Consider the following 11,734-nt stretch of genomic DNA (forward strand, 5'->3'; position numbering starts at 1 on the left):
GCGGCCCGTGGCCGGCCACAATAGGGGTTTCCCCATCTGTTGCCGGAGTTCCCCGTATGGCCGAAATCAAGGAAGCACTTGTCCCCGATATCGGTGACTACAGCGACGTCCCGGTAATCGAGGTGCTGGTGTCGGTCGGCGATACGGTCAGCAAGGACCAGAGCCTGGTCACGCTGGAATCGGACAAGGCCACGATGGAAGTGCCCTCGTCGGTGTCCGGCGTGGTCAAGGAGATCAAGGTCAAGGTCGGCGATTCGCTGTCGCAGGGCGCCCTGGTGGCGCTGATCGAAGTCGCCGATGCCGGCGCCGAGACTGCGGCGAAGCCCGCCGCTGCTGCTCCTGCTGCTCCGGCCAAGGCTGCGCCCGCTGCTGCACCGGCACCTGCTGCCAAGGCCGCGCAAGCTGCACCTGCCGCCGAAGGCGGTCTGGTCGAAGCGCGCGTGCCCGATATCGGCGACTACACCGACATCCCGGTGATCGAAGTGCTGGTCGCTGTCGGCGATACCGTCGCCAAGGACCAGAGCCTGGTCACGCTGGAATCGGACAAGGCCACGATGGAAGTGCCGTCCTCGGCCGCCGGCGTGGTCAAGGAGCTCAAGGTCAAGGTCGGCGACACGCTGTCGCAGGGCAATGTGGTGGCGATCATCGCTGCCAGCGATGGCGGCGCCGGTGCGGCGCAATCTCCGGCCAAACCCACCACCGACACCGCCGAAACTGCCGGCAAGGTCGAGCCGGTCGCGGTGTCGGCCGAGCCGGACAAGCTGGCCCAGCGCGAGATTGCGCAGGTGCAGGGCGCACGTTCCAGCGACGCCTCGCAAGGCAGCCAGCCATCGGCCGGCAACCCGAGCAGCCCGCCGGTGACCTTCGACGCCGACAGCGTGCTGCCGTCCAAGGTGGCCTATGCCAGCCCGGTGGTGCGCGTGTTCGCACGCCAGCTGGGCGTGGATCTGAACCAGCTCAAGGGCAGCGAAAAGGGCGGCCGCATTACCCGTGAAGACGTGCAGCGCTTCGTCAAGGCTGCGCTCACCGGTGGTGTGCCTGCCGCAGCCGGTGCCGCACCGGCCGGTGGTGGCAACGGCCTGAACCTGCTGGCCTGGCCGAAGGTGGACTTCAGCAAGTTCGGCGAGACCGAAACCCAGCCGCTGTCGCGCATCAAGAAGATTTCCGGTGCCAACCTGGCGCGCAACTGGGCCATGATTCCGCACGTCACCCAGTTCGAATCGGCCGACATCACCGACCTGGAAGCCCTGCGCGTGGCGTTGAACAAGGAAAACGAGAAGGCCGGCATCAAGCTGACCATGCTCGCCTTCCTGGTCAAGGCCAGCGCTGCGGCGCTGAAGAAGTTCCCCGAGTTCAACGCCTCGCTCGATGCGGCTGGCGAAAACCTCACGCTGAAGAAGTACATCAACATCGGGTTTGCCGCCGATACGCCGAATGGGTTGGTGGTGCCGGTGATCCGCGACGTCGACAAGAAGGGCGTGCTGCAGATCGCCCAGGAAAGTGGCGAGCTGGCCAAGAAGGCGCGCGACGGCAAGCTGGGCCCGGCCGACATGAGCGGTGGCTGCTTCTCGATCAGCTCGCTCGGCGGCATCGGCGGCACCGCGTTTACGCCGATCATTAATGCGCCGGAAGTGGCGATCCTGGGCGTGTCCAAGTCGGCGATGCAGCCGGTCTGGAACGGCAAGGAGTTCGTGCCGACGTTGATGCTGCCGTTGTCGCTGAGCTACGACCACCGCGTCATCGACGGCGCGCTGGCGGCGCGCTTCACCACCTACCTCAGCCAGGTGCTGGCCGACATGCGTCGCGTCCTGCTGTGAGGACTGCACTGCTGACGATCGCCGTGCTCGGCGTGTTGCCTTGGACCTGCGCGGTGGCACGCGAGTGCGACAGCACGCTGGGGCGCGGCTGGCCACCGGCCGTGGGCAACTACGGCACCGCGGTGAGCACGCTGCTCGACGGCGGCAACAAGCCGGCATTGTCGTTGCTGACCCTGCCCACACGTGGCGTGGAAAGCGGCGTGTCGCTGGTGCCGGGTAAGGACGGCGCCGACTGGACCCTGCGCCACAGCCGCGCCGACGAGCGCGTCTACAGCTGGGTCAGCCAGAGCGATCGCGGCAGTGTGCAGTTCCGCACCGAGCAGACGCCTGAAACGGTCGAGATCCCGATTCCGGCGGCGTTGGCCAAACGGCTGGTCAGCAACTGGACCGCGGCCTTGACCCAGCTGGCACCGAGCGGACGCACCGCGCCGGTGACCGAGGGCGAGGTGCTGTCGTTCCAGGTTGAGGGCGTGCGCTACAGCGGCACGCGCCCGAGCTGCGGCGCTGGCGAACTGCTGCTGCAACAGGCCGCGCTGCTGATCGAAGCCAGCGACGGCAAGGAAAAGAAGCGCGACAAGCGCTGGACCCAAATCGAATCGTCGCTGGATGAACTCCAGCAGACGCTTGCCGGCACGGCCGGTTAAGCCACAGGAGAAGCAAATGGCGGTCATTGAAATCAAGGTTCCTGACATCGGCGATTACAGCGATGTCCCCGTCATCGAAGTGCTGGTCGCCGTGGGCGACCGCGTGGCCAAGGACCAGGGCCTGGTCACGCTGGAATCGGACAAGGCCACGCTGGAAGTGCCGTCCTCGGCCGCCGGTGTGGTCAAAGAGCTCAAGGTCAAGATTGGCGACAACCTGTCCGAAGGCGCCGTAGTGCTGCTGCTGGAAACCGAAGGCGAGGCCGCCGCGCCTGCGCCCGCCAAGGCCGAGACCAAGGCCGCCGCGCCTGCAGCTCCTGCGGCCGCCGCACCCGGCAGCAAGCCGCCGGTGACGCCGTCGCATCGCGCCCCGGCCGAGCCGGCAGCGCCCAAGCCGGCGCTGGCCAGCGGCAGGACCGCGGACATCGACTGCAAGATGGTGGTGCTCGGCGCCGGCCCCGGCGGCTATACCGCCGCGTTCCGCGCTGCCGACCTGGGCCTGGACACGGTGCTGATCGAGCGCTACGCCAGCCTCGGCGGCGTCTGCCTCAACGTCGGCTGCATCCCGTCCAAGGCGCTGCTGCATGCCGCCGCGGTGATCGACGAAGTGGCCCATGCCGGCGATTTCGGCGTGGATTTCGGCCAGCCCAAGATCACCCTGGACAAGCTGCGCGAGTACAAAGAAAAAGTGGTCGGCAAGCTCACCGGCGGCCTGGCCAGCATGGCCAAGCAGCGCAAGGTGCGCACCGTCACCGGTGTGGCCAGTTTCGTCTCGCCCAACGAGTTGGAGATCGTCGGCGACGACGGCAAGACGCAGCTGCTGCGCTTCGAGCATTGCGTCATCGCCGCCGGGTCGCAGGCGGTGAAGTTGCCCAACTTCCCGTGGGACGACAAGCGCGTGATGGACTCCACCGACGCGCTGGAGCTGCACGATATTCCCAAGACCCTGCTGGTGGTTGGCGGCGGCATCATCGGCCTGGAAATGGCCACGGTGTACAGCGCGTTGGGCAGCAAGGTCACCGTGGTCGAGTTCATGGATCAGCTGATGCCGGGCGCCGACAAGGACCTGGTCAAGCCGCTGGCCGATCGCCTGAAGAAGCAGGGCGTCGAGGTCCATCTCAAGACCAAGGCTACCGACGTGAAGGCCGACAAGAGCGGCATCACCGTGTCCTTCGAAGCGGCCGTGGAGGGCGAGAAGCCCGGCCTGCAGGCGACTGCCTTCGATCGCGTGCTGGTGGCCGTGGGCCGCTCGCCCAACGGCAAGAAGATCGGCGCGGAGAAGGCGGGCGTCACCGTCACCGAGCGCGGCTTCATTCCGGTGGACCGGCAGATGCGCACCAACGTGCCGCACATCTTCGCGATCGGCGACATCGTCGGTAACCCGATGCTGGCGCACAAGGCCACCCACGAAGGCAAGCTGGCCGCTGAAGTGGCTGCCGGCGAGAAGAAGGAATGGGTGGCGCGGGTGATTCCGTCGGTGGCGTACACCAACCCGGAAATCGCCTGGGTCGGCGTTACCGAGAACGAAGCCAAGGCCAAGGGCCTGAAGGTCGGCGTGGCCAAGTTCCCGTGGGCCGCCAGTGGCCGCGCGATCGGCATCGGCCGCACCGAAGGCTTCACCAAGCTGATCTTCGACGAAGACACCCACCGCATCATCGGTGGCGCAATCGTCGGCGTGCATGCCGGTGACCTGTTGGCCGAGATTGGCCTGGCCATCGAGATGGGCGCCGAAGCTGAAGACATCGGCCACACCATCCACGCCCATCCGACCCTGAGCGAATCGGTCGGCATGGCGGCCGAGGTGTACGACGGCACCATCACCGATCTGTACATCCCGAAGAAAAAGTAACGGCTCGCCTCGGCTGCTGTCAGCAACGCCCCGCCTTGTGCGGGGCGTTGTCGTGATGGGGATCAGTCCGCGTGATTGCTTTTGTTGTGGTCGTTGCCGGTGCCGGTGCCGGTGCCGTTGCAGTTGCAGTTGCAGTTGCAGTTGCAGTTGCCGTTGCCGTTGCGGTGCCATGCGTGTGGTAGGCGTCAAGTGCATGCGGTGCTACTGCGCACGCGCGGATTTTTCCGCGGTTTCCAGCGTGGTACGCAGCCGCATGTGGCGACCAGGCTTGGCGGCTGCACTCGATCGCATGCGTCGACAATGCTGACCCCTGCTAGCGGATTTCGCAGGTCATCCGGCAGCCTCCAGTCTGTGCGCGTGGCGCCCGTGCATTGCGCGCGCTAGGCAGGGCTGACGCCGCCGCGCATGGCATTGCCACAGTGCGATCTCCATGGCGCTTGCACAGCCCGCAGCGCGCTTGCACCATCGGGTCGCGGACACGCCGTTCGCAGCTCAGGGACGACCCCGATGTCGAAGATGCGTTTGCCGGCGCTGCTCGCCGCTGCTGGCTGCCTGTGTGCCTCGCTGTGTGCGTACGCACAGACCACCGTGATCACCGCCGCGCGCCTGCTGGACGTGCAGACCGGCCGCTATGTGGACAAACCGCAGATTGAAGTGGCCGCCGGCCGTATCACCCGCGTCGGTCGGCAGGGCGATCCGCTGCCGGCCGATGCGCAGCGCATCGATCTGGGCGAGCGCACGCTGCTGCCGGGGTTGATCGACATGCATGTGCATCTCACCGTGGACCCCACCCTGGGCGGCTATAAGGGCCTGGAGTACACCGACAATTTCTGGACCGTGGTCGGTGTGGCCAATGCCGCAAAAACGCTGCGCGCAGGCTTCACCACGGTGCGCAATGTCGGTTCGCTCAACTACGACGATGTCGCGCTCAAACAGGCGATCGAGCGCGGCACCGTGCCCGGCCCGCGCATCGTGCCGGCGACCTACGGCATCGGCGCAACCGGTGGCCACTGCGATGCCACCGAATTCCCGCCCTCGGTCAAGGTCAGCGGCCCCGGTGTCGCCGATGGTCCGGACGCGATCCGCGCCGCGGTGCGGACGCTGCGCAAATACGGCGCAGAAGTGATCAAGTTCTGCGGTACCGGCGGAGTGCTGTCCAAGACTGACAGCGTCGGCGGGCAGCAATACAGCCTGGAGGAAATGCGCGCGCTGGTGGACGAAGCGCACCGGTTGGGCCTGAAGGTCGCCGTGCACGCGCATGGCACCGCCGGCATCAACGATGCGATCCGCGCCGGTGCCGACACCATCGAGCACGCCAGCCTGGCCGATGCGGAGTCCTTCAAGCTGGCCAAGGCACACGGCACCTGGTTTTCGATGGACATCTACAACGACGACTATATTCTGGCCGAGGGCGAAAAGAACGGCCTGTTCGCCGAATCGCTGGAAAAGGAGCGCCAGATCGGGCGCAAGCAGCGTGAGACCTTCCGCGCCGCGCACGCAGCCGGAGTGAAGCTGGTGTTCGGCAGCGATGGCGGCGTGTATCCCAACGGCGAAAACGCCCGCCAGTTCGCCAAGATGGTGGAGTGGGGCATGACGCCGTTGGAGGCGATCCGCGCCGCCACCGTGGATGCAGCCGAGGCCCTGGGGCGCAGCAGTGACGTCGGCGCCATCGCCCCGGGCCGCTACGCCGATCTGATTGCGGTCAGTGGCGATCCGCTGCAGGACGTCACCGTGCTGCGGCAGGTAGAGGGCGTGATCAAGGGCGGCGAACGCGTCGCCGAGTGAGCACCCTGGCGCTCGCCGGTGCGTAGCTGCAGCATGCCGCTGGTTGACGCTGCGCGCGCCATTGGTGCGCTGATCGACAAGGGACTCACCGAGCCGCGTGGCAACGCGATCGGAACTGGAAAGAGCACGCAGAACCGCACTTCGGCAGGCAAGGGCGGCATGGGCGGTACAAGCCGGCCGATGGCGTGGCTGCGCAACCGCGCCCCAGAGCGGTTAGCAGGACGTAGCCAGCAGTCGTCAGGGGGGTATGGCGGCACAAGCCGGCCGATGGTGTGGCTGCGCAACCGCGCCCCAGAGCGGCTAACAGGACGTAGCCAGCAGTCGTCAGGTGGGTATGGCGGTACAAGCCGGCCGATGGCGTGGCTACGTAACCGCGCCCCAGAGCGGCTAACAGGATGTAGCCAGCAGTCGTCAGGTGGGTATGGACGACGCGGACGAACCGGAGTGAACGCGTGGTCCATGCCGCAGCGCGCACCGGCCGCCCCCGCATGGCGGTGAGCGCAGTCGTGTTGTTAGCCGCCCTTACTCGGAACCAGATGTGGACGACATCCCTGCGAGCGGCCACGTCTGCGCACGCTGCCAACAGCGCAGGCGTCCGCCGCTCAGCCGCTGCAAGACCCCGTCGCCCCGTCTTGCACGAGGCATCGTGGCGTGGGCATGCTGCAGGTGGAAGCTGTCCGGATGTCCGGCCACGCAGTCCATCACACGGAGTGTCGATCGATGCGCAAGGCCGTGCTCGGAATAGGGATGAGCTGCATGCTCGCGACGGTGACCGCCGCAGCTGCGTCCACGCAGGACGATCCGGAGATGGCGGCGGCGCTGGCCAAATGCCCAAGTGCGGCGGCGTTCGTGCGCGCGCAGGAGCAGGCCAAGGCGGATGCCGCGACGGCTACCCTTGCCGAGGCGACGGCGACTCCCAGCGACCCCGCATTGCGCGCGCGGTTGCTGGAGATGGAGCACCTGGATCAACAGGTCCGCAACGGTGACTGGTCGCAGGAAGCGATGGGCAAGATGGTGGCGATGGACGCCGAGCATCTGCCGCAGATGCGTCGCATCGTCGCCGGACACGATGGTTTGCCCAGCGTGGCGCAGGTCGGACGCGACGGCGTGGCCGCCGCCTGGCTGCTGGTGCAGCATGCCGACGCCGATCCGGCCTTGCAGGAGCGCGTGCTGGGCACGCTGACCCGGCACGGCGCACGCGGTGGCGAGGTGTCGGCGCACCAACTGGTGTTGCTCACCGATCGCGTGCTCATCGCGAACGGCAAGCCGCAGCGTTACGGCAGCCAACTGGTCCCAGAGCAGGGACGTTGGGTATCCAAGCCGATCGCCGATCCGGCGCAGGTGGACGTACTGCGCGCCGGCATGGACGAGATGCCGCTGGCCGACTACGTGTGCGTGGCCACCCAGCTGTTCCCGGTGCCGTCGACGCCGCCTGGCAGCTGAAACGCAAACGGCCCGCACAAAGCGGGCCGTTCGCTTGCAACAGTGGCGCAGATCAGAACGCGAACGTCACGCCTGCCACCGGGCCCTTGAACTCCTGCTTCAGGCCGATCAGGCCATCGCTGCCGCGCTGGTCGACATCGAGCTTGAACCAGTCGTAGCCGGCGAAGATGCCGAAGTTCTTGGTGAAGCGGTATTCGGCAATCGCGTTGGCGCGGCTCAGGTCGCCCTCGTAGTCGTCGAAGTTGCCCCAGCTGGTGTTGAGGTACTGGCCCTGCACGTTGAACAGCCAATGCTCGCTCGGACGCGCGGTGAAGCGGACGCCAACCACCGGCGCAACGCCATCGGCCTTCTCGTCCAGCACATCGCCGGAGAACACGCTGCCCAGATCGGCATACGCATTGGCTTCGACCTTGGCGTATTCGGCACCGATCTGCAGGCCCAGGCTGAATTCCGGCGAATCGATCACCGAGTAGTCGTACACGAGGGTCGCGACCTGATACTTCAGCTCACCCTTGATGAAGCTACCGGTCGGCACGGTCACGCCACCGGCGCTCAGATCCTGGGTCAGGGTCTCGCGGCGATCCTTGTCGTACTTGAAGTAATCGAAGATCAGGCGCTGACGGGTGCTGATACGGAACACGCCATCGACGCGCGGCTCCCATTCCTTGCCGCCCAGCTTGAAATCTTCGTTGACCGACACATTGTTGCCTGCCACAAGCGTGTTGCCACGGATGGTGTTGTCGTTGTCCACGTTCATCGCACCGAGGCGAATCTGGAAGCGGTCATCGGTATCTTCGGCGTGCGCGGGGGCGACGTAGGCGACGGCCAGAACGCACGGGATCGCCAGTGCAAGGAGGTGTTTCATGGGGAGCTCCGTAATCTTGGAATGGTCAGGCCGATGGGCCAGTGGCGCGCACTATCGATAAGGCGGCGTCTTTCAAAAGTGAAGAAATCGTCGCACACGCGTGAAGGCCGATATAGCAATCGGACAAAACGGTCCGCAGGTTCAACAGGCATGGGCATCGCGCGCAGGGCGCGGCAAATCCAGGGTTGAAGACGAACCGCGCAAAATGTGTCGCAGCGCATACCATCGAGTACGGTCATGCCCGCCAACTGCGCAGCGGATGACGTTTCACACGCTGCTGTGCCCCGAACCCAGTCACTGCACAGATCGAAATATCGTGCAGTGCGGCGGATTGGACCGCGGATGGGAAAGTGTCAGGGTGCGACAAAATGCGTAATAAAGCGGGAGCCCCGGTCTCCCAGGGCTCCCATACGCGACCTGCGGCGGTACCTTTCGACGAGGATGTGCAGGCCTCGCAGGTTCTGACCGCCGGTTTGTGGCAAAGTTCCCACCCGCCGCCACGACGCATGCTTGGTGCATTGCAGCAGCGAATGACTTCTGCCGGTTGTCTCGCAATTTGTCCCATTGCTATACTTTCGCGGCTCGACGAGGCGCAACTGCGCTTCCCCCCTCATTCACACGTAAGGTAATCGTAGTGCTGAACTCCGTTGACGCGGGTCGGCGGTTGATGCTGCGCGCTGCGGTATATCCGCTTGCTGCTGTAGCTATAACCAGTCTGGGGTTGCTGTTGGTCGGTCCCCGTTACTCTGCCGGTCTGGCATTGACCGGGTTTGCGACGGTGCTGGGCGGTTGGGTTGCGGCACGCACCGCGCTCGGCGGCGGCATCCAGGCAGCCGGCATCGCGATGGTGCGGTTGGTGCTGGCGATGGTGCTGAAGTGGGTGTTGGTATTTGCGGCGTTGTCGCTGGGCTTTGCCCTGTGGCGGTTGCCTCCTCTGGCTCTGTTGGCAGGTATCGCCATCGGGTTGATTTTTCAGGTTCTGGCTCTGGCCAGGCGTTGATTCGAACTTAAAGGGCTCCAGACACATGGCGGGCGAGGCAGCAACACCTACCTCCTATATCCAGCATCACTTGCAGAACCTGATCTATCCGGTTCGCGAGGGTGGCGGCACGTTTTGGACCATCCACGTCGATACCCTGGTCATGGCCGTGTTGATGGGCCTGGTCATGGTGCTGGCGTTCTGGACGGCGACCCGCAATGCCACGGCCGGCGTGCCGGGCAAGTGGCAGGCATTCGTGGAAATCTGCCTGGAGTTCGTCGACCGGCAGGCCAAGGACACCTATCACGGCAGCAGCAAGCTGGTGACGCCGATCGCGATCACCATCTTCTTCTGGATCCTGTTGATGAATCTCATCAAGATGGTTCCGGCCGATTTCATCGCCATTCCGCTGGGTTGGGCAGGCATCCACGCTTGGAAGCCGGTGCCCACCGCCGACGTCAATGCCACCTTGGGCATGTCGATCAGCGTGTTCTTCCTGATGATCGTCTTCTCGCTGCGCTCCAAGGGCGTTGGCGGCATGACCAAGGAATTCCTGACGGCTCCGTTCGGCAAATGGATGATGCCGTTCAACCTGCTTTTGAACATCGTCGAGTGGCTGAGCAAGCCGATTTCGTTGGCGATGCGACTGTTCGGCAACATGTTCGGCGGCGAGATCGTCTTCCTGCTGATCTGGGTGCTGGGCGGTGCGGGCATCGCCGGCATGGTCGCTGGCGGCGTATTCGGCCTTGGCTGGATGCTGTTCCACCTGTTGGTGATTCCGCTGCAGGCCTTCATTTTCATGATGCTGTCGATCGTGTATCTGAGCCTTGCGGAAGACAGTCACTGAGTTTCGCTACACCCTTCATACGCTTCATCTCGATTCATCCATCACCCTTAGAAACTTTCGTTCGGAGATCACCATGTACCTCGCCGTCCTGACCAACCTCGCTCAAGTCCAGAGCTCCACCGTCCTCGCCGTCGGCATCATGATCGGCCTGGCCGCGCTGGGTGCCGGCCTCGGTCTGGCCATCATGGCTGGCAAGTTCCTGGAATCGGCCGCGCGCCAGCCGGAACTGATTCCGGTGCTGCAGGTGCGTATGTTCATCACCGCCGGCCTGATCGACGCCGCGTTCATCATCAGCGTCGCCGTCGGCCTGCTGTTCGCCTTCGCCAACCCGCTGGCCCAGGTGTTCATCGAGCGTCTGTCGCAGGCTGCCGGCTGATCCAGCGGTAGCAGGATGTGGATGCAGCCAGTGCGGCTGCGCCCGCGGATGAAGGTCGGAAAGCGTCGCCACTGCGGCGGCGCTTTCACCCCTAAACAGCGATTGAGCGACCCATGGATATCACCCTTACCATCTTTGCCCAGGCGCTGGCCTTCGCCGGTCTGATCTGGATCGTCGCGACCAAAATCTGGCCGCCGCTGCTGCAGGCGATCGAAGAGCGTCAGCAAAAGATCGCTGAAGGTCTGGCTGCCGCCGATCGTAGTCAGAAGGATCTGGCGCAGGCCCAGGAAAAGGTCAACGAAGCACTGAAAGACGCACGCACCAAGGCCAACGAGATCATCGATCAGGCCCATGCGCGCGCCAATCAGATCATCGAAGCGGCCAAGCTCGAGGCGATTGCCGAAGCCAACCGTCAGAAGGATCTGGCCCAGACCGAAATCGACGCATCTGCCACCCGTGCCCGCGAAGAACTGCGCAAGCAGATCTCGGTGCTGGCGGTCAGCGGCGCCGAGAAGCTGCTCAAGCGCGAAATCGATGCCAACGCCCACAAGGCGCTGCTCGACGAGCTGGCGGCGGAGATTTAACCGATGAGTCAGGCCCTCACACTTGCCCGTCCCTACGGCCGTGCCGCGTTTGCAATCGCGCGTGAGGGCGGCACGTTCGCGCCCTGGTCCGATGCGCTGGCGTTTTCGGCGCAGGTGGCCGGCGACCCACGCGTGGCTGCGCTGCTGCTCAACCCGGCCCTGCGCCAGGAACAGGCAGTGACGTTGCTGGCGCCGCCGCAGGCTGGCGAACACTATCTGCGTTTCCTCGGCCTGCTGGCCGATGCGCATCGGCTGTCGCTGTTGCCGGAAGTGGCGGGGCTGTACGAACAGCTGCGTGCCGAGGCCGAACATGTCGTCAAGGCGACCGTGACCTCGGCCACCGAGATGACGCCGGCCGAGCTGGACACGATCGCCGCTGCACTGAAGAAGCGTTTTGGCCGCGAGGTGGACATCACCACCGCGGTAGATGCATCGCTGATCGGCGGCGCGGTGATCGACACCGGCGACGTGGTCATCGACGGCTCGCTGAAGGGCAAGCTCGCGCGTCTGCAAAGCTCGCTCGCCCACTGAATTCACATAAACGCATG

General features: G+C 65.1%; 11 protein-coding genes and 1 other RNA gene. 10 read left to right on the forward strand and 2 right to left on the reverse strand.

Annotated features, from left to right (window positions below):
- The first annotated feature begins 56 nt into the window (after positions 1 to 56).
- The 4 genes from RQH86_RS10615 to RQH86_RS10630 all read left to right on the forward strand — a co-directional run bounded on the left by RQH86_RS10615 (position 57) and on the right by RQH86_RS10630 (position 6,092).
- Complete coding sequence (locus RQH86_RS10615; RefSeq protein WP_311238814.1) at positions 57 to 1,817, forward strand: dihydrolipoyllysine-residue acetyltransferase; 1,761 nt, start codon at positions 57 to 59, stop codon at positions 1,815 to 1,817.
- A complete protein-coding gene (locus RQH86_RS10620; protein WP_115562941.1) occupies positions 1,814 to 2,461 on the forward strand; it encodes a hypothetical protein in 648 nt (215 codons plus the stop codon). Before RQH86_RS10615 ends, RQH86_RS10620 begins: the two co-directional genes overlap by 4 nt.
- A gap of 16 nt (positions 2,462 to 2,477) precedes the next feature.
- Entirely contained in the window at positions 2,478 to 4,307 is a 1,830-nt protein-coding gene (lpdA, locus tag RQH86_RS10625; protein WP_311238813.1) for a dihydrolipoyl dehydrogenase, read from the forward strand.
- 507 nt (positions 4,308 to 4,814) lie between these two features.
- Positions 4,815 to 6,092, forward strand: coding sequence for an amidohydrolase family protein (locus tag RQH86_RS10630; protein ID WP_311238812.1), 1,278 nt, complete (start codon positions 4,815 to 4,817; stop codon positions 6,090 to 6,092).
- A 385-nt stretch (positions 6,093 to 6,477) separates the two neighbouring features.
- On the opposite strand, the gene RQH86_RS10635 is transcribed toward RQH86_RS10630, so the two are convergent.
- Positions 6,478 to 6,553: non-coding RNA, sX9 sRNA (locus RQH86_RS10635), on the reverse strand.
- 295 nt (positions 6,554 to 6,848) lie between these two features.
- Between RQH86_RS10635 and RQH86_RS10640 the strand changes: the two genes are divergently transcribed.
- Positions 6,849 to 7,535, forward strand: coding sequence for a DUF6624 domain-containing protein (locus RQH86_RS10640; RefSeq protein WP_311238811.1), 687 nt, complete (start codon positions 6,849 to 6,851; stop codon positions 7,533 to 7,535).
- A 52-nt stretch (positions 7,536 to 7,587) separates the two neighbouring features.
- On the opposite strand, the gene RQH86_RS10645 is transcribed toward RQH86_RS10640, so the two are convergent.
- The gene (locus tag RQH86_RS10645) at positions 7,588 to 8,400 is read right to left on the reverse strand and encodes a hypothetical protein (RefSeq protein ID WP_311238810.1); all 813 of its coding nucleotides are present in this window, start codon (positions 8,398 to 8,400) and stop codon (positions 7,588 to 7,590) included.
- 634 nt (positions 8,401 to 9,034) lie between these two features.
- On the opposite strand from RQH86_RS10645, the gene RQH86_RS10650 reads away from it, so the two are divergent.
- The 5 genes from RQH86_RS10650 (at position 9,035) to RQH86_RS10670 (ending at position 11,717) form a co-directional block, all read left to right on the forward strand.
- Positions 9,035 to 9,400: a hypothetical protein gene (locus RQH86_RS10650; RefSeq protein WP_074059361.1), complete on the forward strand. Its 366-nt coding sequence runs from the start codon at positions 9,035 to 9,037 to the stop codon at positions 9,398 to 9,400.
- A gap of 25 nt (positions 9,401 to 9,425) precedes the next feature.
- The gene (atpB, locus tag RQH86_RS10655) at positions 9,426 to 10,226 is read left to right on the forward strand and encodes a F0F1 ATP synthase subunit A (RefSeq protein ID WP_005992073.1); all 801 of its coding nucleotides are present in this window, start codon (positions 9,426 to 9,428) and stop codon (positions 10,224 to 10,226) included.
- Between the two features lie 73 nt (positions 10,227 to 10,299).
- Positions 10,300 to 10,602: a F0F1 ATP synthase subunit C gene (atpE, locus tag RQH86_RS10660; protein ID WP_002814105.1), complete on the forward strand. Its 303-nt coding sequence runs from the start codon at positions 10,300 to 10,302 to the stop codon at positions 10,600 to 10,602.
- 113 nt (positions 10,603 to 10,715) lie between these two features.
- Positions 10,716 to 11,186 (forward strand): F0F1 ATP synthase subunit B, encoded by a 471-nt coding sequence (locus RQH86_RS10665; protein WP_055847997.1) that lies wholly within the window; start codon positions 10,716 to 10,718, stop codon positions 11,184 to 11,186.
- Between the two features lie 3 nt (positions 11,187 to 11,189).
- Positions 11,190 to 11,717, forward strand: a complete 528-nt coding sequence (locus RQH86_RS10670) for a F0F1 ATP synthase subunit delta (protein WP_055847999.1) — start codon at positions 11,190 to 11,192, stop codon at positions 11,715 to 11,717.
- Positions 11,718 to 11,734 lie beyond the last annotated feature (17 nt).

This window comes from Xanthomonas sp. WCS2018Noco2-27 (genome assembly GCF_031843525.1).
Classification (GTDB): Bacteria; Pseudomonadota; Gammaproteobacteria; order Xanthomonadales; family Xanthomonadaceae; genus Xanthomonas.

Bases quoted from the DNA above. Each gene is read 5' to 3' on its own strand.
- RQH86_RS10670 (WP_055847999.1), top strand. From the start codon at position 11,190: ATGAGTCAGGCCCTCACACTTGCCCGTCCCTACGGCCGTGCCGCGTTT.
- RQH86_RS10615 (WP_311238814.1), top strand. From the start codon at position 57: ATGGCCGAAATCAAGGAAGCACTTGTCCCCGATATCGGTGACTACAGC.
- RQH86_RS10630 (WP_311238812.1), top strand. From the start codon at position 4,815: ATGTCGAAGATGCGTTTGCCGGCGCTGCTCGCCGCTGCTGGCTGCCTG.
- lpdA (WP_311238813.1), top strand. From the start codon at position 2,478: ATGGCGGTCATTGAAATCAAGGTTCCTGACATCGGCGATTACAGCGAT.
- RQH86_RS10640 (WP_311238811.1), top strand. From the start codon at position 6,849: ATGCTCGCGACGGTGACCGCCGCAGCTGCGTCCACGCAGGACGATCCG.
- atpB (WP_005992073.1), top strand. From the start codon at position 9,426: ATGGCGGGCGAGGCAGCAACACCTACCTCCTATATCCAGCATCACTTG.
- RQH86_RS10665 (WP_055847997.1), top strand. From the start codon at position 10,716: ATGGATATCACCCTTACCATCTTTGCCCAGGCGCTGGCCTTCGCCGGT.
- RQH86_RS10645 (WP_311238810.1), bottom strand. From the start codon at position 8,400: ATGAAACACCTCCTTGCACTGGCGATCCCGTGCGTTCTGGCCGTCGCC.
- atpE (WP_002814105.1), top strand. From the start codon at position 10,300: ATGTACCTCGCCGTCCTGACCAACCTCGCTCAAGTCCAGAGCTCCACC.